23 protein-coding genes and 1 pseudogene are annotated in these 23,320 nt (G+C 72.4%); 14 read left to right on the forward strand and 10 right to left on the reverse strand.

The features are described 5' to 3' along the window. Positions 1–26 precede the first annotated feature (26 nt). Entirely contained in the window at positions 27–1,154 is a 1,128-nt protein-coding gene (corA, locus tag ACZ4SW_RS05025; RefSeq protein ID WP_468238056.1) for a magnesium/cobalt transporter CorA, read from the forward strand. Between the two features lie 30 nt (positions 1,155–1,184). Here corA and ACZ4SW_RS05030 read toward each other — a convergent pair whose 3' ends face one another. Continuing rightward, positions 1,185–1,613 carry a CBS domain-containing protein gene (locus ACZ4SW_RS05030; RefSeq protein ID WP_468238059.1) on the reverse strand — a complete coding sequence of 143 codons (429 nt, stop codon included), beginning with the start codon at positions 1,611–1,613 and terminating at the stop codon, positions 1,185–1,187. A 324-nt stretch (positions 1,614–1,937) separates the two neighbouring features. Continuing rightward, positions 1,938–2,579, reverse strand: a complete 642-nt coding sequence (locus ACZ4SW_RS05035; protein ID WP_468238061.1) for a nucleoside/nucleotide kinase family protein — start codon at positions 2,577–2,579, stop codon at positions 1,938–1,940. 188 nt (positions 2,580–2,767) lie between these two features. Between ACZ4SW_RS05035 and ACZ4SW_RS05040 the strand changes: the two genes are divergently transcribed. From ACZ4SW_RS05040 to ACZ4SW_RS05050, 3 genes are all read left to right on the forward strand, one after another. After that, positions 2,768–3,457 (forward strand): DUF2293 domain-containing protein, encoded by a 690-nt coding sequence (locus ACZ4SW_RS05040; RefSeq protein ID WP_468238064.1) that lies wholly within the window; start codon positions 2,768–2,770, stop codon positions 3,455–3,457. Positions 3,458–3,647: 190 nt separating this feature from the next. After that, positions 3,648–4,127, forward strand: a complete 480-nt coding sequence (locus ACZ4SW_RS05045) for an anthrone oxygenase family protein (RefSeq protein ID WP_468238066.1) — start codon at positions 3,648–3,650, stop codon at positions 4,125–4,127. 98 nt (positions 4,128–4,225) lie between these two features. Next, entirely contained in the window at positions 4,226–5,716 is a 1,491-nt protein-coding gene (locus tag ACZ4SW_RS05050) for a glutamate synthase subunit beta (RefSeq protein WP_468238069.1), read from the forward strand. Positions 5,717–5,815: 99 nt separating this feature from the next. Here ACZ4SW_RS05050 and ACZ4SW_RS05055 read toward each other — a convergent pair whose 3' ends face one another. The 3 genes from ACZ4SW_RS05055 to ACZ4SW_RS05065 all read right to left on the reverse strand — a co-directional run bounded on the left by ACZ4SW_RS05055 (position 5,816) and on the right by ACZ4SW_RS05065 (position 7,850). Continuing rightward, positions 5,816–6,631, reverse strand: coding sequence for an SAM-dependent methyltransferase (locus ACZ4SW_RS05055; protein ID WP_468238071.1), 816 nt, complete (start codon positions 6,629–6,631; stop codon positions 5,816–5,818). 103 nt (positions 6,632–6,734) lie between these two features. Then, the gene (locus tag ACZ4SW_RS05060) at positions 6,735–6,989 is read right to left on the reverse strand and encodes a DUF397 domain-containing protein (protein WP_468238074.1); all 255 of its coding nucleotides are present in this window, start codon (positions 6,987–6,989) and stop codon (positions 6,735–6,737) included. Next, the gene (locus ACZ4SW_RS05065; protein ID WP_468238077.1) at positions 6,990–7,850 is read right to left on the reverse strand and encodes a helix-turn-helix domain-containing protein; all 861 of its coding nucleotides are present in this window, start codon (positions 7,848–7,850) and stop codon (positions 6,990–6,992) included. Between the two features lie 261 nt (positions 7,851–8,111). Here ACZ4SW_RS05065 and ACZ4SW_RS05070 point away from each other — a divergent pair, with 261 nt between their 5' ends. Next, positions 8,112–8,873, forward strand: a complete 762-nt coding sequence (locus ACZ4SW_RS05070; RefSeq protein WP_468238080.1) for an ATP-binding protein — start codon at positions 8,112–8,114, stop codon at positions 8,871–8,873. Continuing rightward, positions 8,864–9,325 carry a hypothetical protein gene (locus tag ACZ4SW_RS05075; RefSeq protein ID WP_468238083.1) on the forward strand — a complete coding sequence of 154 codons (462 nt, stop codon included), beginning with the start codon at positions 8,864–8,866 and terminating at the stop codon, positions 9,323–9,325. Before ACZ4SW_RS05070 ends, ACZ4SW_RS05075 begins: the two co-directional genes overlap by 10 nt. 227 nt (positions 9,326–9,552) lie before the next feature. On the opposite strand, the gene ACZ4SW_RS05080 is transcribed toward ACZ4SW_RS05075, so the two are convergent. From ACZ4SW_RS05080 to ACZ4SW_RS05095, 4 genes and pseudogenes are all read right to left on the reverse strand, one after another. Beyond that, complete coding sequence (locus ACZ4SW_RS05080; protein ID WP_388563003.1) at positions 9,553–9,726, reverse strand: hypothetical protein; 174 nt, start codon at positions 9,724–9,726, stop codon at positions 9,553–9,555. A gap of 283 nt (positions 9,727–10,009) precedes the next feature. Continuing rightward, positions 10,010–11,875: an FUSC family protein gene (locus ACZ4SW_RS05085; RefSeq protein ID WP_468238086.1), complete on the reverse strand. Its 1,866-nt coding sequence runs from the start codon at positions 11,873–11,875 to the stop codon at positions 10,010–10,012. Positions 11,876–12,138: 263 nt separating this feature from the next. Beyond that, a complete protein-coding gene (locus ACZ4SW_RS05090) occupies positions 12,139–12,912 on the reverse strand; it encodes a nucleotidyltransferase domain-containing protein (RefSeq protein ID WP_468238088.1) in 774 nt (257 codons plus the stop codon). A gap of 198 nt (positions 12,913–13,110) precedes the next feature. Further along, positions 13,111–13,740, reverse strand: a pseudogene (locus tag ACZ4SW_RS05095) (aspartate/glutamate racemase family protein); the annotation flags it as partial. A gap of 735 nt (positions 13,741–14,475) precedes the next feature. Here ACZ4SW_RS05095 and rplU point away from each other — a divergent pair. The 8 genes from rplU (at position 14,476) to ACZ4SW_RS05135 (ending at position 22,017) form a co-directional block, all read left to right on the forward strand. Then, on the forward strand, positions 14,476–14,796 hold the full coding sequence (gene rplU / locus ACZ4SW_RS05100; RefSeq protein WP_004001309.1) for a 50S ribosomal protein L21: 321 nt from the start codon (positions 14,476–14,478) through the stop codon (positions 14,794–14,796). Between the two features lie 14 nt (positions 14,797–14,810). After that, the gene (gene rpmA / locus ACZ4SW_RS05105) at positions 14,811–15,065 is read left to right on the forward strand and encodes a 50S ribosomal protein L27 (protein ID WP_289941903.1); all 255 of its coding nucleotides are present in this window, start codon (positions 14,811–14,813) and stop codon (positions 15,063–15,065) included. Positions 15,066–15,192: 127 nt separating this feature from the next. Further along, positions 15,193–16,629: a GTPase ObgE gene (gene obgE / locus ACZ4SW_RS05110; RefSeq protein WP_468238091.1), complete on the forward strand. Its 1,437-nt coding sequence runs from the start codon at positions 15,193–15,195 to the stop codon at positions 16,627–16,629. Between the two features lie 219 nt (positions 16,630–16,848). After that, positions 16,849–18,027: a glutamate 5-kinase gene (gene proB, locus ACZ4SW_RS05115; RefSeq protein WP_468238094.1), complete on the forward strand. Its 1,179-nt coding sequence runs from the start codon at positions 16,849–16,851 to the stop codon at positions 18,025–18,027. A gap of 197 nt (positions 18,028–18,224) precedes the next feature. Further along, on the forward strand, positions 18,225–18,698 hold the full coding sequence (locus ACZ4SW_RS05120) for a hypothetical protein (RefSeq protein WP_468238509.1): 474 nt from the start codon (positions 18,225–18,227) through the stop codon (positions 18,696–18,698). 61 nt (positions 18,699–18,759) lie between these two features. After that, positions 18,760–20,046 carry a glutamate-5-semialdehyde dehydrogenase gene (locus ACZ4SW_RS05125; protein WP_468238097.1) on the forward strand — a complete coding sequence of 429 codons (1,287 nt, stop codon included), beginning with the start codon at positions 18,760–18,762 and terminating at the stop codon, positions 20,044–20,046. A 120-nt stretch (positions 20,047–20,166) separates the two neighbouring features. Continuing rightward, positions 20,167–20,775 carry an SCO2584 family spore wall biosynthesis protein gene (locus ACZ4SW_RS05130; RefSeq protein ID WP_468238101.1) on the forward strand — a complete coding sequence of 203 codons (609 nt, stop codon included), beginning with the start codon at positions 20,167–20,169 and terminating at the stop codon, positions 20,773–20,775. A 177-nt stretch (positions 20,776–20,952) separates the two neighbouring features. After that, positions 20,953–22,017, forward strand: coding sequence for an SCO2583 family membrane protein (locus ACZ4SW_RS05135; RefSeq protein WP_468238103.1), 1,065 nt, complete (start codon positions 20,953–20,955; stop codon positions 22,015–22,017). Between the two features lie 53 nt (positions 22,018–22,070). On the opposite strand, the gene ACZ4SW_RS05140 is transcribed toward ACZ4SW_RS05135, so the two are convergent. Next, positions 22,071–23,216 carry a M48 family metallopeptidase gene (locus ACZ4SW_RS05140; RefSeq protein WP_468238106.1) on the reverse strand — a complete coding sequence of 382 codons (1,146 nt, stop codon included), beginning with the start codon at positions 23,214–23,216 and terminating at the stop codon, positions 22,071–22,073. Positions 23,217–23,320: the final 104 nt, after the last annotated feature.

Below are 23,320 nucleotides of genomic sequence, written 5' to 3' on the forward strand. Positions count from 1 at the left end.
GGGGAGATCCACGCAAGGAGATCCAGATGTCCATGGCAGGGAATCTGCGGAGGGTCACGAGTCTCGGCAGGGTCGGCGGCCTCCGCAAGGTGGCACGGTTGGGGCGGCGCCGTGCGCGCGTCGATCTGAGCCACCCCGCCCGGTCGCCGCTGGGCTCCGCGGTGGTCAACTGCGTGACCTATCAGGACGGCGTGCGCGTTCCCGGAGCCGGCGATCTCGTCGAGGCCGTGGAACGGGTCCGTAAGAGTGACGGCGGTTTCGTCTGGCTGGGGCTGCACGAGCCGACGGACCAGGAGTTCGCGGGCATCGCCGAACTCTTCGACCTGCACCCGCTGGCGGTCGAGGACGCGGTGGAGGCGCATCAGCGTCCGAAGCTCGAGCGGTACGGGGACACGCTGTTCGCCGTGTTCAAGACCGTCTGCTACGTGGAGCACAAGGAGTTGACGGCGACGAGCGAGGTGGTGAACACCGGCGAGATCATGGTGTTCATCGGTCCCGCCTTCGTCATCACGGTGCGCCATGGCCGGCACGGTTCGCTCGGTCCGCTGCGCGAGGAACTGGAGGCCGATCCGCGGCAGCTCGCGAAGGGCCCGGCCGCGGTGCTGCACGCCATCGCCGACCATGTGGTGGACGACTATCTCAACGTCACGGACGCGGTGCAGCAGGACATCGACCAGGTCGAGACGGACGTGTTCGCGGAGAACGGCGTGCGGCTGGATCCGGGGCGCATCTACCAGCTCAAGCGTGAACTCCTGGAGCTGAAGCGTGCGGTGGCACCGCTGGACCGCCCCATCCAGGAGCTGGCCACCCGGCCCATACGGGTGATCGCCCCGGAGATACAGGCCTACTTCCGGGACGTCTCCGACCACCTGCTGCGCGCCACCGAGCAGATAGCCGCATTCGACGAACTGCTCAACTCGATCCTGCAGGCTCATCTCGCCCAGGTGAGCGTCTCCCAGAACGAGGACATGCGGAAGATCACGGCCTGGGCCGCGCTCATCGCGGTGCCCACCATGGTCACCGGGGTCTACGGCATGAACTTCGCGTACATGCCGGAGTTGCACTGGAAATTCGGCTACCCGCTGGTCCTCGTCGTGATAGCCGTGGCCTGCGTGGTGCTCTACCGGGGGTTCAAGCGCAACGACTGGCTCTGACCCCGGCGCGGCTCCTGCCGGTCGCCCGGGTCAGCGCGAGGCCGTCCTCGCGTAGACGCTCTCGACCCAGGTGGCCAGCTGATCCTCCGTCAGGTGCCCGGCCAGGTCGGACTCGCTGATCATGCCGACGAGGCGCTTGTTCTGGATGACGGGAAGCCGGCGGATCTGGTGCTCCTCCATCTCCTGGAGCACTTCGTCGACATCGGCGTCCGCGTCGATCCAGCGCGGTGTGCCCTTGGCCATGTCGCCCGCGGTCACGCGTGAGGGGTCGTGGCCCATGGCCACGCAGCCGACGACGATGTCGCGATCGGTGAGGATGCCGCAGAGCCGCTCGTTCTCGTCGCTGATGGGCAGGGCGCCGACGTTGAGTTCGCGCATGAGCTGGGCGGCGCGGTCCAGGGTCTCGTGGGCGGGGATCCACTGGGCACCCCGGTGCATGATCTCTCCGGCGGTGGTCATGGCTACCTCCCGGTCCCGGAAGGCCGGCGCGGCACGGGACGCACCGCAGGTCCCGGCGCACTTCAATTCTCGCCGGGCCATCGGGGAAACGCACCTGGAAGGACCGGAGGGCGGTGGCCCGTCGCCGAACCACGCCGAGGGCACCCGGGCTCGGGCCGAGAGGGGGTTGGAACGGGGGGCGCGGCGCAGATCCCCCACCTTCCGGGGGCCGTCGACCGGGAGGACGGGACGGTGTCGCCCCGGAGCTCGATCCGGACGGCCGAGTTCCGCGGGAACGCCGTGGCGGTCGACGATCGACGCGTCTGCACGGAAAGCGGCGTGTGATCAGCCGTTCCAGGCCGGGTGGCGGGGATCGTCCGCGCGGATCAGTACATCCGCGACGGCGCCCGGGTCCGTCTCCGCCTCGTAGCGCTCGAAGGCGGGGAGTGTCCAGTGTTCCGACTCGGGGGTGCGGCGGCGGAGCGCGCCCGCTGAGAGGAGCACATGGACGGTCAGGTCGAAGGGGAACCAATGGCGCAGGAGGAGAGGGCCGTGGAGCAACAGCAGGCCACCGGGCGGAAGGTGGACGTAGGGACTGCGGGTGGCGCGGTCGGTGACGGGGTCCCACAGGTCGGGCAGGACGCGGCCGTCGCCGCCGGGTTCGAGGGGGCCGAAGACCTCGCGCCACAGGGCACCGGTGTCGAGCCAGCCGTCGTAATAGGAGTCCACGTCCCGGTGGCCGTGCTCCAGGCGGACCGACGCGGGCCGCAGAAAGCCCTGCGCAGCGATGACGAGCGAGGGCCGGCCGCGGGTGCGCAGCGCGTCGGACACGCGCTGGGCGAGCTCACCGGGGCGCGCGGCCGGGGCTCCGTCGAACGCGATGCGCGGCCAGGGGCTGCCGTCGTCGGGCTTCAGATCGAGCAGCCGGTCGGCGAGGAGGTCGCCGAGCCGTTCCCAGGTGATCGCTTCGAGTCGCACACGGCCCATGATGCCGCGCCACGCCGGCAGGCCGGCTTCCCGGCCCGTCGGGCCGGCGGTACCGCCCCCGGCCGGGGACGGGGCGCGGAAGCCGGCCCGGGCAGCCGACGTCACCTGCGATGCCGGGTCGGAGACGGCCACCGGGCCGGCGGCGCCTGTTACGGTCGGCGCCCGGACGGACGGGGAAGGAGACGGGTATGGCACCTGCCCCAACTCCCGGGCCCCGCAGCGCCCTTCTGGTCTTCCAGCCGATCAGGCGGCGGCACTGTGCCGAGTGCCGGACAGGGCCGTTGTCGTTGCTGGTGCTGGAGGAGGGGAAGCCACGGTGCCTGGAGTGCGCGGACCTCGGGCATCTGGTGTTCCTGCCGCGGGGTGATACGGCGCTGACCCGGCGGGCACGGGAGGCGAGCGGCCTGTCGGCGGTGGTGGTGCGGTTCAACCGGCGTCGCGGCCGGTACGAACGACAGGGCGTGCTCGTCGAGGAGGCGGCCCTCGCCCTGGCCGAGGAGCGCTGTCTGGCGGACGCGGAGGCGCGGCGCAGGCGGCGGGCACGGGATGCACGGCGGCGGGCGGCGGAGGACGTGCGGTTCACGGAGGCGTTCGCCGCGGAGATCCGGCGGCTGTTTCCCGGATGCCCGGCCGAGCGGGCACGGGCGATCGCAGCGCATGCGTCGGCGCGCGGCAGCGGACGGGTCGGGCGCAGCGCGGCGGGACGGGCCCTCTCGCCGGAGGCGGTCACGGCGGCGGTGCGGGCGTCCGTACGGCACCTGGAGACGCCGTACGACCAGTTGCTGATGGAGGGTGTGGCGCGGCCCGATGCGCGACGGCGCATCGCGGGGCACGTGGAGACGGTGTTGCGGGAGTGGAGGCTCCGGGAGGCGGCATGAGCCGGGGCCCCGGCAGCCCGCCGGGGGGACTGATCACCGGCCGGCGGTGTGGCTGGAGCGGCGGCGTGGGCGGTTCCGTACACGGCTGCGCGGCCCGCCCATGGCTATCGGCCTCTTCACTCGCTTCACTTGGTGTGACCGGGAGTGGCTGAGGATCTCCGGGTTCGGGGGAAAGGATGCGGAAACCGACATGATCGATGGGCCTTACTTCGTGCTGATCACGGTCGGGGCGCTGGCGGCCGGGCTGGTGGCGGGAGTGTGCTACGCGTTCTTGGCGTTCGTGATGAGGGGGCTCGGCTCACTGCCGCCGACGCAGGGGGTCGCCGCGATGAACGCGATCAACAGGGCCGCGACGACACCGGCGTTCATGATTCTTTTCATGGGGGCGGCAGTGCTGAGCGCCGTTGCGGCCGTGGTGACGTTGGTGGTGTGGCCGGACGACGGCAAGGCGGTGCTGCTGGTGGGCAGCGCCCTGTACCTCATAGGTGTCCTGGGAGTGACCGCCCTGGCGAACGTCCCCCGCAACGCCGCGCTGCTGCGCCTGGACCCCGGCTCCCCCGCGGGGGCCGTGTACTGGCGCAGGTACCTCAGGGAGTGGACGTTGTGGAACCACGTCCGGGTGGTCGCCGCGGCCGGCGCCGCGGTGTCGTACGTCCTGGCCCTGACCTGACACACCGGCCGTCGCGGGGCCCGGACGGCGGGGCGCGCACGGGACCGCGGCGTCGTATCGTGGCACGAAACGGTCCCGTGTGTGCAAGGGAGACGGCGATGGCCGATCCCAAGGGTTTCATGACCACGCCCCGCGAGGAATGGCCCCGCAGGCCGGTCGAGGAACGGGTGCGGGACTGGAACGAGGTGTACGTCCCCGGTGCGCTGCTGCCGATCATCAGCCGGCAGGCGAACCGGTGCATGGACTGCGGGATCCCCTTCTGCCACGACGCCTGCCCGCTCGGGAACCTGATCCCCGAGTGGAACGACCTCGTCTCGCGTGAGGACTGGCGGGCGGCGAGCGACCGGCTGCACGCCACGAACAACTTCCCCGAGTTCACGGGGCGGCTGTGCCCGGCTCCCTGCGAGGCGGGCTGCGTGCTCGCCATCAACCAGCCCGCGGTCACCATCAAGAACGTCGAGGTGGCCATCGCCGACCGGGCCTGGGAGGAGGGGTTCGCACCACCGCGCCCGCCCGAGCGGTTGTCGGGGCGCACCGTCGCGGTCGTCGGGTCGGGGCCCGCGGGGCTCGCCGCGGCCCAGCAGCTCACCCGGGCCGGACACACGGTGGCGGTGTACGAGCGCGCGGACCGGATCGGCGGGCTGCTGCGCTACGGGATACCGGCGTTCAAGATGGAGAAGCGGCATCTCGACCGCCGACTGGAGCAGATGCGTGCGGAGGGGACGAAGTTCCGTACGTCGACGGTCATAGGGAGGGACATCGGGGCAGCGGAACTGCGGTCGCGGTACGACGCCGTGGTGATCGCGACGGGCGCGACGGCGTGGCGTGAACTGGAGGTGCCGGGACGGGAGTTGGCCGGGATCCATCAGGCGATGGAGTACCTGCCGCTGGCGGACCGGGTGTGCGAGGGGGACCTGGAGGTCTCGCCGCTGTCGGCGGCCGGGAAGCATGTGGTGATCGTGGGAGGTGGGGACACCGGGGCCGACTGTCTGGGGACGGCGGTGCGCGAACGGGCCGCGTCCGTGACCCAGCTCGACATCTATCGGCAGCCGGGGCCGGAGCGGAACGAGGACACCGAACCGTGGCCGACGTATCCGAAGATCTACCGGTTGTCCGCGGCGCACGAGGAGGCGCGCGATCTGCGTACGGCGCCGGCGGCGGACGCGGACGCGCGGCTGTTCGCGGCGTCCACCCTGCGCTTCACGGGGGACGCGGACGGGCACGTGCGGGCGCTGCACCTGGTCGAGGTGGACGAGCGGCGGCGACCGCTGCCGGGCTCGGAGCGGACCCTGCCCGCCGACCTCGTACTGCTCGCCCTGGGTTTCTCGGGGCCCGACCGGGAGGACGGACTCGTCGAGCAGCTCGGGCTCGCGCTCGACGCACGCGGCACGATCGCGCGGAACGAGGACTTCGAGACGAACGTGCCCGGTGTGTACGCCGCCGGGGACGCGGCGCGCGGGCAGTCCCTGATCGTGTGGGCGATCGCGGAGGGCCGGGCCGTGGCGGCGGCGGTGGACCGGCGGCTGTCCGGCGGGACATCAGGCCTGCAGGCCCCGATCGGGCCGTACGACCGTCCGATGACGGCGTGAACCCGGTGGGCGACCGAAGCGGGCCCATCGGCCGCCCACCGGTCGTGGCCGCTGCGGTGCCAACCGGGGCACATCAGGTGCCCCGGCCCTGTCGGCGCCCTATTCCTTGCGCCCCACCGCCCCATAGCCCGGAATGACCCCGTCGTCCTGGCCCGGGACCGGTTCACCGAGTTCCGGGTGCCATTTGTGGACCACCTCGACGCCGGGGTCGACGAGGTGGAGGCCGTCGAAGAAGCGGGCGAACTCCTCCCGCGACCGGAGCGCCAGCGTCACCCCGGCCGCCTTGAGCTTCTCCGTGGCCGCCGCCGACTCCTCGGGGGTGAAGTCGGCCGTGGCGTGGGTCATCACCAGGTAGCTGCCGGACGGCAGTTCGGACAGCAGCCGGTCGACCAGGTCGTGCGCGCCGTCCTCGTCGGAGACGAAGTGCAGCAGCGCGACGAGGGACAGCGCCACGGGCCTGGAGAGGTCCAGGACCTTCCCGGCCCCCTCGAGGATGGTGGCGGGGTCCCGCACGTCGACCTGCAGGTACTCGGTCACGCCCTCGGGCGTGCTGCGCAGCAGGGCTGCGGCGTGGGCCAGCACGATCGGGTCGTTGTCGCAGTAGACGACGCGTGCGTCGGGCGCAATCTGCTGGGCTATCTGGTGCAGGTTCGGTTCGGTCGGGATGCCCGTGCCGATGTCCAGGAACTGCCGCACGCCGGTGTGGGCCAGCCAGCGTGTGGCCCGGTGCATGAACGCGCGGTTGACGCGTGCCATCACCGGGACCCTCGGGTCGAGGGCGAGCATCTGCCGGCCCATCTCCTCGTCGACGGGGTAGTTGTCCTTCCCGCCGAGGTACCAGTCGTACATGCGCGCGGGGTGCGGCTTGCTCGTATCGATGACGACGGCGTCCTGGGCGGGGTCCTGCCCGGTCATGAGGAACTCCGTAGGTGTCTGGGGAACTCAGTGGTCAACTGAACGCCAAGTTGGTGGTGCGGACGACGACATGGGGGGACAGCGTGGGGGGACAACAAGGTGGTTACGACAGCAGGAAGTCCGCCTCGCCCGCCTTGGCCCCCTCGATGAACGCGGTCATCTCGTCGGAGGTGTAGATCAGCGCGGGCCCGTCCGGATCCGTGGACTGGCGGACGGCGATCCGGCCGTCGGCGAGCTTCATCGCCTCCAGGCAGTTGCCGCCGTTGCCCCCGCTCCACGGCTTGTGCCAGCCCTCGCTGCCCAGTTCCCGGGCGGGCATGCCGTTGTAGACGCGGTTGCGCGGCATGATGCGGTCCATTCACAGCTCCTTGCGGAGATCCTCGAGGATCTCCTTCGTGCGTTGTGCAGGGGCGGCCTGGGCCGCCATGCGGTCCATGACCTCGAGGTGGGTCGCCACCTCGCTGCGCGCGTCCAGGTAGACGGCGCCGGTCAGGTACTCGCTGTAGACCATGTCCGGCAGTTCTGGCATGGCGAACCGGAACAGGACGAAGGGCCCGTAGGTGCCGGGGTGCGGCCCCGAGGAGAACTCCAGTACCTGGAGCGTCACATGGGGCAGCTGCATGACCTCCAGCAGCCGTTCGACCTGGGCTCGCATGACCGCCGGGCCGCCGACCGGACGGCGCAGCGCGGTCTCCTCCATCACGGCCCAGATACGCGGCGCGTTCTCGCGCGTGAGCAACTCCTGACGCTGCATGCGCAACGCCACGTGACGCTCGATGTCCTCGGGTCTGGTCTGCCCGATGGCGCCCGACTTCAGGACGCCTCGGGCGTACTCCTCGGTCTGCATGATGCCGGGTACGAAGTGGGGCTCGTACTGGCGGATGAGCGCGGCCGCGCCCTCCAGGCTGACGTACATCGAGAACCAGCCCGGAAGAATGTCGTGAAACCGCTGCCACCAGCCCGGCCTGTTGGCCTCCTCGGCCAGTTGGACGAAGGCCTCGGCCTCCTCGTCGCTCACCCCGTAGGCCTTCAGCAGGAGCTGCAGATAGGGGATTTTGAGGGCGACCTCGGCCGTCTCCATGCGGCGGACGGTGGCGGGTGCGACACGCAGGATGCGCGCGGCCTCCTCCCGCTTGAGACCCGCACGTTCCCGCAGATCCAGCAGGCGTCGGCCGAGGACGACCTGACCGACCGTAGGCGCCGAGCGCGGCTCGCTCACCTCGCACCTCCTCCCGCCCTTCCGGGCGCTGACTGCCCCAGCGGCGCCGTTCGCATTGTTTCCGCACCGCTGCCCACTCAGGTTCGATTTCGTGCCATGGGCCTTCGACGCAGGTCACGGACTCGGACGTCCGTATCCCGGACACCAACTGGCGCCACCCGGCGCGCCGTTGCGAGAAGTGTGCCATGCACATCCCTCGAGTCACACAGCACTCTGCAATTTTCAGAGTGACCCTTGCCAAGTGTTCATGTCACGGCGATAGTGGCAGGCGTGATTCCGTCCGCGTCGTTAGGAACAGACGCCTCCGCAGACCGGTCCGGTCTGGTCGGCCCCTCAGGGCTGCACCCCGGCGCGGCGGCCGAACGCCGGTTCCGCTTCGAGTTGGCCGCACACCCGGGCTCCGTCGCACGGGCCCGGCGGCTGACACGTGCCCGGCTGGCCGGCTGGGCGGTGTGCGAAGACACCTGCGACACGGCCGCGTTGGTCGTCTCCGAACTGGTCACCAACGCGATCGTGCACACCGCCGGGGAGTACGTCGTCTGCGAACTGCACGACGAGGACGACCTGGTGCGCATAGCCGTGCGCGACGAGGGATGCGCCCCCGGCGAACCGCGGCCCGCGCCGCAGCGCCCCGAGGAGGAGCACGGGAGGGGATTGCTTCTCGTCGCGGCTCTGTGCCGTGCCTGGGGAGCTCAGGAGGCGGGACCGGGCCTGCTGGTGTGGGCCGAACTGGCACGCGAGGCCGACCGGTCGGCGCCCGACCGACTCCCCCGCCCGACGCAGCCGTCCCGGGACCTGTCGTGTTCCGGCGACAGGTCCCGGGCGCCGGAGGAGACGACGCGACGGCCCGGTCCCACCGAGGAGGCCGCGACGGCGCGGTCCGACCCGGGCTGGAGCGCCAAGAAGCCGCCCGCGGACGGCGGCGCGCGCTCCACCCTCGGCTGGAGTGCCAAGCGGCGGCCGGCGGACGGTCGGGGCCCCAGGGTGGAGCCGCCCCTGGGAACGGGTACCGCATGGCTGTGAGGGGACCGCAGGCCGCAGGCCCCGGGACCGGGCGGGTCCTGACCCTGGACTCGCTGATCCGCCTGGACCGGGCGCGGCGGGTGTCCGGTTCGACGGCGCCCAGGCGGCTCCCCCTGCCCGACGGAATGACGGCCCGGCTGGGCTGTGACGCGGTGGCCGTGCCCGCCCGCTACGGACCTCTGCTGCTGCCCAGACTGCCGCGGGTGGGCTGTGTGTACGCGGACCGGTCCGACTGGTGGTGGATCGTGCCGTCCGACTCCGACGTCGCCCTGGACTGGCCGGCACCCGCCCGCTACGCCGGCGGCGCCCTCGTTCCGGACACGCGAGCCGTCCCCGAGCTCCTGCACCGGCCGGACGACGGTGTGCCGTACACCCCGCCGATCCCCTTCTACCTGGCGCTGTGCTGGATCACCGGCACCACTCCGGGATGGGCACGTCCGATCAGCGCGTGACCGTACGCCGGTCTCAGGACACGGGGCTGCCCGCGTCATGGAGCGGCGCACGCGCGGGTGCCCCTCACGCTTGCCGGCACGCGCGCTTTTGACGTTTGCCAGCACGCGTGCCGCTCACGCTTTCCAGCACGCATGCCGCTCACGCTTTCGAGCACGCATGCCGCTCACGCATCCACGCACGCGTGCCGCTGCCCCCCACGCATCCGTGCCGATGGCTGCCGGTGCGGTCACTCGGCGGCGTCGGCCCCCCGCACGACCACCAGGAACGCGTCCGTCACGAGGTCCATCACGACCTCCGCGGGCTGCCCCTCCAGGCGCCGCGCCTGCGCGAACTCCTCCGCCGGCCACGAGCCCCGCGGCCCGCCGGCGGGAAAGCGCGCCAGCACTGTTCGCCCGTTCACCCTGCACCTCCTTGCCACGCCGTGTTTCGGCGAGCCGATCACGGTCGGCTCGTAGAGTTAAACGCATGCCCGTAGGTGAACGGCGCGTTAAGTGACGCGACTGAGACGCATTTGACACGCAGTGAATGCGAAAGCGCGGTGAATTCACCGGAACAGATCGATTTGCCCCAGGTGGGGATTCCCCGCGCGACAGGGCGGGGTCGCGGGCAGTGACACGGCCGGGTGGCACGGCGACGACGGCACCAGGGCCTCGGGTTCCGGCGGAGAGCCGGCATCCTTTCCGCTACACCGCCAGGGGCAGCCGCGGGGCCGCCTTGGTGCCCAGTCCGGCCTGCGCGCGGCGCTCGGCGAGTTCGTCCAGGAGTTCGGCGAGCCGTTCGCGGTGGCGGGTCGTGAGGCGCCCGCTGTCGTCGAGGTGCACGGCACAGGCCGTGGTGGTGTCGACGAGCCGTTCGAGCGTGGCGGCCACCTCGTCCGTGCCCTCGGTGTGCCGGGCCAGGGAGGGGTGCTCGGCGGCGGCCAGGTCGATCGCGAGGCGGGCCTCGGCGAGCGCCCGGTAGGCCTCGCGGCGCAGCGCCCAGCGCCCGGCCCGGTCGTCCTCCCGGGTCAGGACGTGCGCGAGGTACGCGTGTGCGGCGTCCACCGCACGGACCAGCCGCGCCCGAACGGTGCCGCCACGCTGCCCCGGCGCCGGCAGGTGCCCGACGAGCAGCACGATCCCGCAGGCCAGCAGCGTTTCCCCGATCCGGCTCCAGGAGGCCTCCGACTCGCCGCCGACCATGACCAGGGCGAGGACGAGGACGGTGACGACGGCGGTCTGCGCGGCGAAGTGCCGTGTGGCGACCGGAATGAGCGCCCCGCACAGCGCCACGATCGTGACGAGTCCCATGGGCCGGGGCACGACGGCGGCGAGAGCGGCGAAGACGACGGCACCCAGCACCGTCCCGGCCGCCCGGCACAGCACACGGGAGACCAGCGGCCCGAGGTCGGGCTTGACGAGGAAGACGGCGGTGGCGGGCAGCCAGTACCAGTGGGTGTGCTGCCCGTACCAGTGGGTGCGATGCAGGGCCTGCGCGATGGCGGCGGCCGCGCCGAAGCTCAGGGCCACGCGCACTCCGTACTCGCGTCCCCCGGCGCCCAGGACGGTGCGCAGTACGGAGGCGGCGGTGCGTCGCCGGACGTGCAGGCCGTGGCCGTCGCCTCCCCGGTCGAAGGCGTCGGCGGCGTGCAGGAGGGCGTCGTCGAGGGCGCGCAGCGCGGGGGCGCTGCGGGTCGGGGCGGGCAGGGGTCCGGTGTGCGTGTTGCCGCGCACGGCGGCGGCGAGCCGGCGAGGCCCCTCCGCGGCCCGTGCGGGAACGGGTTCTCCGGCCCAGGCGAGCGCGGTGGCGGCCTCGGCGAGGGGCAGGGCGGCGGCGTACTGCGCGTGCAGGCGCCGCTCGGCGGAGGAGGACGCGTAACGGCGCAGCCGGGGACCGGCGAGGGCGTCCTGGGCGTGGTCCAGGGCGGCGGTCACGGCCGCCCTCCGGGTGGCGGCATCCGACGTGCCGGTGGCGAGGAGCAGGTCGGCCACGGCGTCGTACACCCCGGCGACGGCGTCGCGTTCACCGTCGAAGCGGTAGTCGCCGGTGGTCGCGCCGGGCGTGGGCAGCACGAGGCGCAGCGCGAGCAGCCAGGCGGCGCCCGCGAGGAAGGCGAGGGCCCGTTGCCAGCCGGTCTCGGGCAGGGGCATCCCGGCACCGACGGCCGCGCCGACGAGCAGCTGTGTACCGGCCCCGGAGGCGACGGGTCCGACGGCGCTGACTGCTCCGGCGACGAGTCCGAGGGCGGTGAGCACGAGAGTGAGGAGGACGGCTCCGGTGTGCTGCCCGGCGTACGTCCCGGCGAGCAGCCCGCCGGCCCCCGCGAGCGCGGGCACCCCGAGCCGCTGCACGGAGGCCCGCCGGCTGCCGGGCCGGTCGTTGATCCCGGCGAGCATGGCCCCGAGGGCGGCGAGCACACCGGCCGACGTACGCCCGGCCAGCAGCGCCGCGAACAGCACCGGTCCCGCGGCGAGCGCACCGCGGAGGACGGCGCTCCAGGGCACGGGGCCGCGCTGGGTGCGCAGGGCATGGGCGAGCCAGGGCGGCAGGGCGAGAGCGGGACGCGACACGGGGCTCCTGTCCGGACGAGGGCGGGGTGTGCCTTCGGGCGACGGTGGCCGGGCGGTGTGGGGTCCACGGTAGGGGTTGTTCTCGGAACGAAAGGGACGTGAACGTTTCGGCGGTGTGAAAGGGCGGGCGGGGGGCGTGTTTTCTATGAACGCAATTCCTCACGGCCCGGGCGGCGGGCCGTGATCCCGCGGGTTCGCGGCGGAACTGCTCCACTCGCTCGGCTCGCGGGCGCGCGGCTCATCTGCTTGAGCCGGGGCGAAGATCAGTGCCGTCCCGGCGGGACCGCGGCGCGGAGAAGAGTCTCCGTCCTCGTGACGGCCCGGGCCAGCGCGTCCGGTTGCGCTTCCAGGGACTCGATGACGCCGTCGATGCCGCGCAGCCCCGCACGTTCCAGCAGCCGCTTGTCGTTGGTCACCCATTCCCCTCGTGCGGCGAGCACGGCGTGCGCCGCTTGTGCGGAGGCCACCGCGATGGCGCCCGCGACCTCCGTGAGGCGTCCCTTCGGGGCGTGGTTGGCCTTCGCGTACGCGAGCGTGGCGCCGGCCGTGCCGTACCAGCGGTCGGCGGCGGAGGTCCGCAGCTTCTCGGGGTACGACCGCGGGCGCGGCATCGTTCCCCGCAGCACGCGGTTGACCGCCAGTTCCGCCACCACCAGGTAGCTGGGGATGCCGGCGAGGTGGAACAGCAGCGGCTCCACGTGGAAGCGGCCTTCCTCCGCCTTCGCCAGCTCTTGTTCGACGACGTCCAGATCGCGGTAGTGGACGTCGACGCGCCGGCCCGCGATCGTCAGCCAGGCGCCGCCGTTGAAGACTCCACCGCCCCAGCCGCTGATCTCGGAGACCTCTCCCTCCCAGCCCACGGCCCGGAGATCCGCCGGGTCGAACGGGCCCCGGTAGTAGACGGCCAGGTCCCAGTCGCTGTCCGGGCCGTCCGTGCCTTGGGCGCGCGAGCCGCCGAGGGCCACGGCGCGGACCGTGGGAAGGGCCGCCAGGCGGTCTGCCACGGCGTCGAGGAACGCCTTGTCGTCTCCGGTCACGTGATCCCATTCCTCGCGGGGAGACTCACGGTAGTGGGGCGTCGGCGCGGCGTCCGCCGAATTTCCGTGCGGGACGTGCGGTGCGGTGCTGTGGCGGCCGGGCCGGGGCGGGGGACGTCCGGAGGAGGCGTGGGAGCGGCTCATGGCAGAGCCGATCGACGGGTCGCCGTTCGGGCCGGCGCGCGGGGTGGCTCCGCCTCATCCCCGCCCCCATGACCTCCGCTTCGGCAGCGGCTTCGCCCAGCTCCCCGCTCGGCTCGTCGTCAGGCCGAGGGAGACCAGGGACTCCGCGAGCTTGACCGCCGCGGCCACCCCGTCGACCACCGGCAGGCCCAGTTTCTCCGCCACCGCACGCTGCAGCCCGGTCATCCCGGCGCAGCCCAGGACCAGGACCTCGGCGCCCGCCGCACGGGCCCGTTCGGCGGCGTCGACGAACGCCTCCTCGGTCCGGGCCGTGTCGCCGAGCTCCAGCACGCCGATGCCGGTGCCGACCACGGCGGCGCAGTTCTGCAGGACGCCCGCCGTGTACAGGCTGTCCTCGATCTGGCCGCGTGAGCGCTCCAGAGTGGTGACCACCCCGTACCGCCGCCCGAGCAGGCATGCCAGATGGGCCGCGGCTTCCGTGATGTCGACGACCGGCACGTCCAGCAACTCCCGCGCGCCCTCGCGGCCGTGCTCGCCGAAGCCGGCCATGACCACGGCGTCGCACGGGCCCTCGTAAGTGCGCAGTGCGTCGAGGACGGCTGCGGCCGAGAGGTAGCTGTCGAGCCAGCCCTCCGCGGACTCGGGCCCCCAGGCGGGGGTCAGTCCGGTCACGGTGGTGGGGGGGGGGGGGGGGGGGGGGGGGGGGGGGGGGGGAGCGTCCCCTCCCCCCCCCCCCCCCCCCCCCCCCCCTCCCCCCCCCCCCCCCCCCCCCCCCCCCCCCCCCCTCCCCCCCCCCCCCCCCCCCCCCCACCCCCCCCCCCCCCCCCCCCCCCCCCCCCCCACCCCCCCCCCCCACCCCCCCCCCCCCCCCCCCCCCCCCCCGCCCCCCCCGCCGTCGTATGTGCACGTTTCTCACGAGGACGGCCACCACGTCTTCACCATGACTCGTCCTGGCGCGCGCACCCGCTTCGGCGCGCTCGTCCGGGGCGTCGTCACCAAGGTGACGCCGATCGGCGTGTTCGTCCGCGTGGGGGGAGAACGCCGAGGGGCTGCTTCCGAGCGCCGAGTTGCAGCGTGCCTCACCGGTCGCCGGACCGGACGTCGGCGACGAGGTGGAGGTCCTGGTCGCGGGTATCGATCCGGACCAGCGGCAGGTGGCCCTCCGGCTGCCCTGACGCGGCGGCGGCCCCCGGCTGCCGTGACGTGGCGGCGGCCCCCGGCCGACGCCCCACGGGGCCCGGTTTGACCCCTCAAGCCGGGCCCCGTAACCTTGACCGTCGGCGTGTCCACTGATGCGCCACATCCCCGTAAACCTCTTCCTTCCGGACACGGGTCGTGACCGGGAGAGGTCGCTCGCGTGCGTCGCAGGGCGGCTGGCCTGCGGGGGTGCCGTTCCCGAGCGAAGAGAGTGAGATCCGCGTGTACGCCATCGTGCGCAGCGGTGGTCGCCAGCACAAGGTTGCTGTCGGCGACATCGTTGAGGTTGACAAGATTTCCACTGCCAAGGTTGGCGACACGGTCGAGCTCTCGACCCTGCTCGTGGTCGACGGCGACTCCGTGACCAGCGACCCGTGGGTGCTGGCCGGCATCAAGGTCCAGGCCGAGGTCGTGGACCACCACAAGGGCCAGAAGATCGACATTCTGCGCTACAAGAACAAGACCGGTTACCGCCGTCGCCAGGGCCACCGCCAGCAGTACACGGCGATCAAGGTCACCGAGATCCCCACGGCTGCGAAGTAAGGGACTGAGAACAGATGGCACACAAGAAGGGCGCATCGTCCACCCGGAACGGTCGCGACTCCAACGCCCAGCGGCTCGGCGTGAAGCGCTTCGGCGGTCAGGTCGTCAACGCGGGTGAGATCCTGGTCCGCCAGCGCGGCACCCACTTCCACCCGGGCGCCGGCGTCGGCCGTGGCGGCGACGACACGCTGTTCGCGCTGCAGGCCGGTGCGGTGCAGTTCGGCACCCAGCGTGGCCGCAAGGTCGTGAACATCGTTCCGGTCGCCTGAATCGCCTGATTCACGGCTCGACCGAACGTTTCGCGAGGCGGACCTCACTTCCCGGTCGGGAAGGCGGGTCCGCCTTTCGCATGTTGTACAGCACATCTCATCCGTCGTTTTCTGGAGGCACTGAACCATGACCACCTTCGTGGACCGCGTCGAACTCCACGTCGCCGCGGGTAACGGAGGCCACGGCTGTGCCTCCGTGCACCGGGAGAAGTTCAAGCCGCTCGGCGGCCCCGACGGCGGCAACGGCGGACGTGGCGGCGACGTCATCCTCACCGTGGACCAGTCGGTCACGACGCTGCTCGACTACCACCACTCCCCGCACCGCAAGGCCACCAACGGCAAGCCCGGCGAGGGCGGCTTCCGCTCCGGCAAGGACGGCCAGGACCTGGTCCTGCCGGTCCCGGACGGCACCGTCGTGCTCGACAGGGCGGGCAATGTGCTGGCCGACCTCGTCGGCCACGGCACGTCGTACATCGCCGCCCAGGGCGGCCGCGGCGGCCTCGGCAACGCGGCCCTGGCCTCCGCCCGCCGCAAGGCGCCCGGCTTCGCGCTGCTCGGCGAGCCAGGCGACCTGCGCGACATCGTGCTGGAGCTGAAGACCGTCGCGGACGTGGCCCTCGTCGGCTACCCCAGCGCCGGCAAGTCCTCGCTGATCTCCGTGCTGTCCGCCGCCAAACCGAAGATCGCCGACTACCCGTTCACCACCCTCGTCCCGAACCTGGGCGTGGTCACCGCGGGCTCGACCGTGTTCACCATCGCCGACGTTCCCGGACTCATCCCGGGCGCCAGCCAGGGCAAGGGGCTGGGCCTGGAGTTCCTGCGCCACGTCGAGCGGTGCAGCGTGCTCGTGCACGTGCTCGACACGGCGACGCTGGAGTCCGACCGCGACCCCGTCTCCGACCTCGACGTCATCGAGGAGGAGCTGAAGCAGTACGGCGGTCTCGACGACCGCCCGCGCATCGTCGTCCTCAACAAGATCGACGTCCCCGACGGCAAGGACCTCGCCGAGATGGTGCGGCCCGACCTCCAGGCCCGCGGCTACCGGGTCTTCGAGGTCTCCGCGGTGGCGCACACCGGCCTGAAGGAGCTGTCGTACGCCCTCGGCGACCTGGTCGCGAAGGCGCGCGCCGCCAAGCCGAAGGAGGAGGCGACCCGGATCGTCATCCGGCCGAAGGCCGTCGACGACGCGGGCTTCACCGTCACCCGCGAGGACGACGGACTGTTCCGCGTGCGCGGTGAGAAGCCGGAGCGCTGGGTGCGCCAGACCGACTTCAACAACGACGAGGCCGTCGGCTACCTCGCCGACCGGCTCAACCGCCTCGGCGTCGAGGAAGAGCTGATGAAGGCGGGCGCGAGGTCCGGGGACGGCGTCGCCATCGGGCCCGAGGACAACGCGGTCGTCTTCGACTGGGAGCCGTCGGTGATGGCCGGCGCCGAGATGCTCGGACGGCGTGGCGAGGACCACCGGTTCGAGGGCGTACGGCCCGCTGCCCAGCGGCGCAAGGAACGGCAGGCCGAGCGCGACGAGGCGCAGCAGGAGTTCGACGGCTTCGAGCCGTTCTGACAGCCGGGGCTCCGCCCCGGCGGCTTCTCCCGGTTGCCTCCCGGGTGTCGCCCCGGGGCCCCCACTGCCGCAACGGGTGGGGGGCCCGAGGTGCGGCGGCGGGCCCCGTCGGGGCGCTTCGGCCACCGTCCGCTTCCTGGACCGGTGCGCGGCACCCGTGCGTCTTCGCGTAGATTGCCGGGCGGGGGCGGGAACGACGCGCGAGGGGAAGAACAGCAGGTGGCAGGCGCAAGGCAGGCCGTGGAAGAGGCCCACAGGATCGTCGTCAAGGTGGGCTCCTCGTCGCTGACCACGGCCACGGGCGGGCTCGACGCCGACCGTGTCGACGCCCTCGTGGACGTGCTCGCCAAGCACCGAATGCAGGGTGCCCGAGGGGCCTCCGTTGAGCGCGGTGGTGGGGGACGGGCGGGCGGTGGCGAGAAAGAGGTCGTCCTCGTCTCCTCCGGTGCCATCGCCGCCGGTCTCGCGCCTCTCGGCCTGCGCCGCCGCCCCCGCGACCTGGCCCGTCAGCAGGCCGCCGCCAGCGTCGGCCAGGGCCTCCTGGTGGCCCGCTACACGGCCTCCTTCGCCCGCTACGGCATCCGCGTCGGCCAGATCCTGCTGACCGGCGACGACACCAGCCGCCGCGCCCACCACCGCAACGCCTCCCGCACCGTCGACAAGCTCCTCGCGATGGGCGCGCTGCCGATCGTCAACGAGAACGACACCGTCGCCACCGACGAGATCCGCTTCGGCGACAACGACCGCCTCGCCGCGCTCGTCGCCCACCTGGTCCGCGCCGACCTGCTGGTCCTGCTCTCGGACGTGGACGGCGTCTACGACGGCGACCCCAGCAGGCCCGGCACGTCGCGGATAGCCGAAGTACGGGGACCGTCCGATCTGGAGGGCGTCGAGATCGGCAGCGCGGGCAAGGCCGGCGTCGGCACCGGCGGCATGGTCACCAAGGTGGAGGCGGCCCGGATCGCGGCGGCGGCCGGCATCCCCGTGGTGCTCACCTCCGCCGTGCACGCCGCCGACGCCCTGGCGGGCCGTGACACCGGCACGTACTTCCACCCCACCGGCAAGCGCTCCGCCGACCGGCTGCTGTGGCTGCAGCACGCCTCCGCCCCGCGGGGTGCCCTCACCCTCGACGACGGGGCCGTGCGCGCGGTCGTCGAACGCCGCAAGTCGCTGCTGCCCGCCGGCATCGCCGCGGTCGAGGGCGACTTCAGCGCGGGCGACCCCGTCGAACTGCGCGACAGCGAGGGACGGGCGGTCGCACGCGGGCTCGTCAACTTCGACGCCAAGGAGATCCCCCGGCTGATCGGCCGCTCGACCAAGGAACTGGCGCGCGAACTGGGCCCCGCCTACGAACGTGAGGTCGTCCACCGGGACGACCTGGTCGTCCTGCATCCGTGAGCCCGTCATCCGGCCATCCGCGCATCCGCCAGAGGCCGAACTCGCCGCGTCGCGCACCCGTCCGGTGAGGGACGTTCCGCAAAACCGCCCCACGGGCCCGCCCGGCCTGCTGCACTGGGTCTCTGGACCCGGTCGACCGACCGCGTCCCAGGACCCGTTCCGCACGAGCAGCGCGTAAGGAGGCCGTCGTGAGACGAATGCGCCCGGGGGCCGCGCCCCGCGGTGGTGGCACCTCCGGTGCCTCCCGGGGCGGCGGGCCGCGCAGGGCCGACGAGCAGCGCGCGCTGACCAGCGTCCCGGCCGGGGAGGCGTATCAGGAGCCCGCCGACATGCCCCGGCTGTGGCACGTCACGCTCAGCGTCTCGGGCGAGCAGGCCCCGCTCCAGGAGGTGCGGCGCGCCCTCGAGCAGTTGGCCAACGACCACCCCTTCCTGCTGACCAGCCGCTACGCGCGCGACCACGCCGAGATCCGCTACTGGGAGGAGGCCCGCGACCTGCACGACGCCGCCGCGGTCGCGCTGCGCCTGTGGGGCGAGCACCGGCAGAGCGCGGGGCTGCCGCCCTGGGAGATCGTCGGGCTGGAGGTCGTCGACCGCGACACCTACCACCAGCGGGTCACCGAGGGATACGGGCCGCCACCGGCCACACCCGTCGGAGTTCACCCGTTTTGAGTGCGTCTCGATGTGTGGAACGAGCCAGGAACGGGGAGGCCCGGCGCACTACGCTTCCCTCATGACCACGCTCTCGCCGTACGACTCCATGTCACCGGTGGCCCAGGCCGCCTACCGTGCCCGGGCCGCCGCCGCCGACCTCGCGCCGCTGCCGCGGTCCGAGAAGGACGACGCGCTGCTCGCCATGGCGGACGCGCTGGAGGTCCGCACGAGCGAGATCGTCGAGGCCAACGCCAGGGACATCGCCAAGGCCCGCGAGGCCGGCACCAGCGAGGCGATCATCGACCGGCTCACGCTCACCCCCGAGCGGATCCGGGCCATCGCCTCCGACGTCCGGGACGTCGCCGCCCTGCCCGACCCGGTCGGCGAGGTCGTCCGCGGCTCCACCCTGCCCAACGGCATCGACCTGCGCCAGGTCCGCGTCCCGCTCGGCGTCGTGGGGATCATCTACGAGGCCCGGCCGAACGTGACCGTCGACGCCGCCGCCCTGTGCCTGAAGTCCGGCAACGCGGTCCTGCTGCGCGGCTCCTCCTCGGCCTACGAGTCGAACACCGCGCTCGTCCGGGTGCTGCGCGACGCCGTGGGCGGTTCCGGGCTGCCCGCCGACGCCGTCCAGCTCGTGCCCGGCGAGGGCCGTGAGTCGGTGCGCGAGCTGATGCGCGCCCGCGGCCTGGTCGACGTGCTCATCCCGCGCGGCGGCGCCTCCCTGATCCGTACGGTCGTCGAGGAGTCCACGGTCCCGGTGATCGAGACCGGTACCGGCAACTGTCACGTCTACGTCGACGCCCGGGCCGACATCGACATGGCGATCGACATCCTGATCAACTCCAAGGCGCAGCGGGTCAGCGTGTGCAACGCCGCGGAGACGCTGCTGGTCCACCAGGACATCGCCCCCGAGTTCCTGCCGCGCGCCCTGGACGCCCTCGCGGACGCCGGGGTCACCGTGCACGCCGACGAGCGCGTGATGGCGTACGCCAAGGACTCCCGGGCCACGGTGGTGGAGGCGACGGCCGACGACTGGGACACCGAGTACCTGTCGTACGACATCGCCGCCGCCGTCGTGGACTCCCTCGACAAGGCCGTGTCGCACATCCGGCTGTGGAGCTCCGGCCACACCGAGGCGATCGTCACCACCTCGCAGCAGGCCGCCCGCCGATTCACCCAATTGGTCGATTCGACGACGGTCGCAGTGAACGCCTCGACGCGCTTCACCGACGGAGGTCAGTTCGGCTTCGGCGCGGAGATCGGGATCTCCACCCAGAAGCTGCACGCCAGGGGCCCGATGGGGCTGCCGGAGCTGACCAGCACCAAGTACATCGTCACCGGCGACGGGCACGTACGGCGCTGAGCGAGCGCTCGCTCCGCCGGTCGGCGACGGTTCCCCGCACCCACCGGGGAACCGTCTCGCCAAGCGGATGAATTTCCATACCGTCTGCCCAAATTGACCCCCCAGGTCTACTCTGGATCCGTGCCGGAGGACGTGGGGGGCACGCCGTTCGCTGACGGCCCGGAGCCCGACGACGACCGCGACCGCGGAGCGATGGACGAAGAGTTCACCTCCGCGGTCTTCGACGAGGCCTGGATACGGGCCGCCGTGGTCCACGAGCCGACGGCCGTGGAGAGACTCCTCGCCGCCGCCCAGGCCCGCGCCGACGCCCAGGAGGCGGAGGCGCGCCGGGCGCGCGGCAGGGGCGCACGGGGCGACGACGAGCGCTATGACGAGGGATTCGGGCCCGACGACGGCTTCGGTCACGGCCTGGACCCCGACGACCTGGACGAGCTCGACGCCCTCGACGGCCGCTACGGTGCCACCGGCCCCTTCGGCAGGGCCTACGGCAAGGGCGCCCGCTGGCACCGCCCCGTCGCCTGGATGCTGGCCGTCGTGATGGGCGTCGGCATGGTCGCACTGGCCTTCACCGCGGTGTACCGGGGCGGGTCCTCCGGCCGCCAGGACCAGGTCCCCACGCAGGCACCGACCGGCCTGGAGCAGGGCCTGGAAGCCAGCGCGGGCACCGCCCCCTCGGCCTCCGCGGACTACTCGCCCCCGGCGTTCTCGGCGGTACCGAGGACTCCCTGAACCCCCGAACCGGGCGTTCCACAAGCTCACGGCCGATCCGTGGATCCGCCCCGCGCCGGGCGCCGTGCCGAGTGCCGAGCCGGGTTCGAAACCCGTTCGAAAACCTGGTGAGAACCTGTCAGAACTTGTCCTGTACCAGGGCGTTTACCCGGGCTCCGGGAGACCTACTCTGAAGATATGGGCGGGCCTGGAGACCCACCCGAGGGGCTGCCCGAGGGTGCTCCCGGTGGTGAGGACGAGTACCGATCCGTCGTGTTCGACGAGTCGTTCGTCCGGGCTGCCCGCCTCCAGGAGTTCTCCGCCGAGGAGCGGATGGCCGACCACGCCCCCGCCGTGCGCCGTCGCCCGCTGCTGCACCGCGGACTGCCCAGACAGGCGCTCATCCTCGTCCTGCTCATAGCCGTCGCCTTCGCCACCGCCGTCTACATGGGCGTGCGTCACCCGTATCAGGCGCCCAAAGCCCAGACCGTCGAGCCGCTGCGGATGACGGTCATACCCCTGGCCCCGCAGAGCGCCGTACCGGGCGCCACGGACGCCGAGGCGCTGTACGCGCACAGCCCCGCCGCGCAGTTCCGCGTCGGCGCCCAGGGCATCACCTTCCCCGCCGCCCGGCGTACCGCGCACTTCTCCGAGAGCCAGGTCTACGCCGCCCTGACGGATGCGAAGAACTACCTGGTCGCGTCCTCGCTGGACCCCGCCGTCCTCACCGGCGGCGCCGTACGCCAGGTGCGCCTGCTGCTCGACCCACAGCAGTTCGACCAGTTCGACCAGAGCTTCTACCACCCCGCCTCGGACGGGCGGCACGCGGCCACCGGCTGGCTGGTCCGCTTCGACCCCTCCCGCGCCCGGCTGGCCGACCAGAACATCCGCGTCCAGGGCACGCTCCAGGTCACGGAGATCAACTCCGACACGCTGGAGGTCAGCGCCGACCACACCGTGGTGTACGCGCTCAAGCCGGCCGGCTCCGACGCGAAGGCGAAGGCGTCGCTGTTCACCGTGCGCCGGGAGATGACCTTCCGCTTCGACCGTGACGACCTGCGCCTGAACCAGGTCGAGCTGGTCGCCTCCTACCTCCAGGCCGGCCCGCTCACCTGCGCCGAGGACACCGCGAGCCACCTGCGTCCGCTGCTCGCCGGCCAGACCGCCAAGGCGGGCGGACCGGCCGGCACCGACCCCTTCGCGACGGGCAGCGCCACGGCCCTGTGCGGCACGCTGTCGACGAGCGCGGAACCGCGGACGTAGGACCGCCTGCCGCGCCGACCGTCCGCAACCGCCGCGCCGCCCGGTGGTACCCGTCAGCCGTGGCCGTACGGGCTCTCGTCGTCCGGGCGGCCGTCGTCGGGGCGGCTGTCGTCCGGGCGGCCGTCGTCCGGCTCGCGCCGGGCGTCCTTGCCGGGGCCGCCCGCGAAGCCGGCGAAGCCGCGCCGCACCCGGTCGCCGAGGTCGCCGGCGCCGCCCGCGATGTCGTTGACCAGCTTCATCAGCGGGTCCTTGGACTGCCTGACCTCGTTCGCGTAGCTCGCCGCCGACTGCCGGAACGAGTCCGACACCGAGGTGTCCCCGTCCTCGCTGCGCCGCGTGTAGTGACCGTCCATGATCCGCTGGTGGTCGCGGGACGCGGCCCATTTCTTCAGCTCGGCCGCGCGGACCGTGGTGAAGGGATGCGTGCGCGGCAGCACGTTGAGGATCTTCAGCACGGAGTCCCGCAGATCGCCCCCGGCCTCGTACTCCTCGGCCTGCTCCAGGAACGCGTCCACGTTCATCTCGTGCAGATGGTTCCCGCCCGCCATCTTCATCAGCCCGCGCATCGAGGCCTGCAGATCCTGCCCGACCAGGAGACCGGCCCGGTCCGCGGACAGCTCCGACTTGCGGAACCACTCCCTCAGCGCGGTCACGATCGCCATGATCGCGAGGTTGCCCAACGGGATCCAGGCGACCCGGAGCGCCAGGTTGGTCAGAAACAGCAGGATGGTCCGGTAGACCGAGTGGCCCGAGAGCGCGTGCCCCACCTCGTGCCCGACGACCGCCCGCATCTCCTCCTCGTCCAGCAGCTCCACGAGCCCGGTCGTCAGGACGATGATCGGCTCGTCGAGGCCGATGCACATCGCGTTCGGCCGCGGGTCCTGGGTGACGTACATCGGCGGGACCTTCTCCAGGTCCAGGATGTAGCAGGCGTCCCGCAGCATCGCGTTCAGGTGGGGGAACTGCGCGTCCGAGACCCGCACCGAGTCGGAGAGGAACAGCAGCCGCAGGCTGCGCTCGGGCAGCAGACCGCTGAGGACCTTGAAGACCGTGTCGAAGCCGCTCAGCTTCCGCAGGGCCACCAGGGCCGAACGATCCGCCGGGTGTTCGTACGCGCGCGAGGAGATCCCCGGAAACCGCCTGCGCTGCCTGCTCGGCACGTGCTCGTGCCCGTCCTGCCCCTGACCGTCGTCGGACATCGTTCCCCCTGTGTCTGATGGATCACTGCGCGTGGCCCGTCCGATGTGCCCCCGAAGCGATGTCCAGCCTAGGCGGAGATACCGTGACAGGGCAGCAGACCGTA

This window comes from Streptomyces sp. NPDC028331, assembly GCF_055565775.1.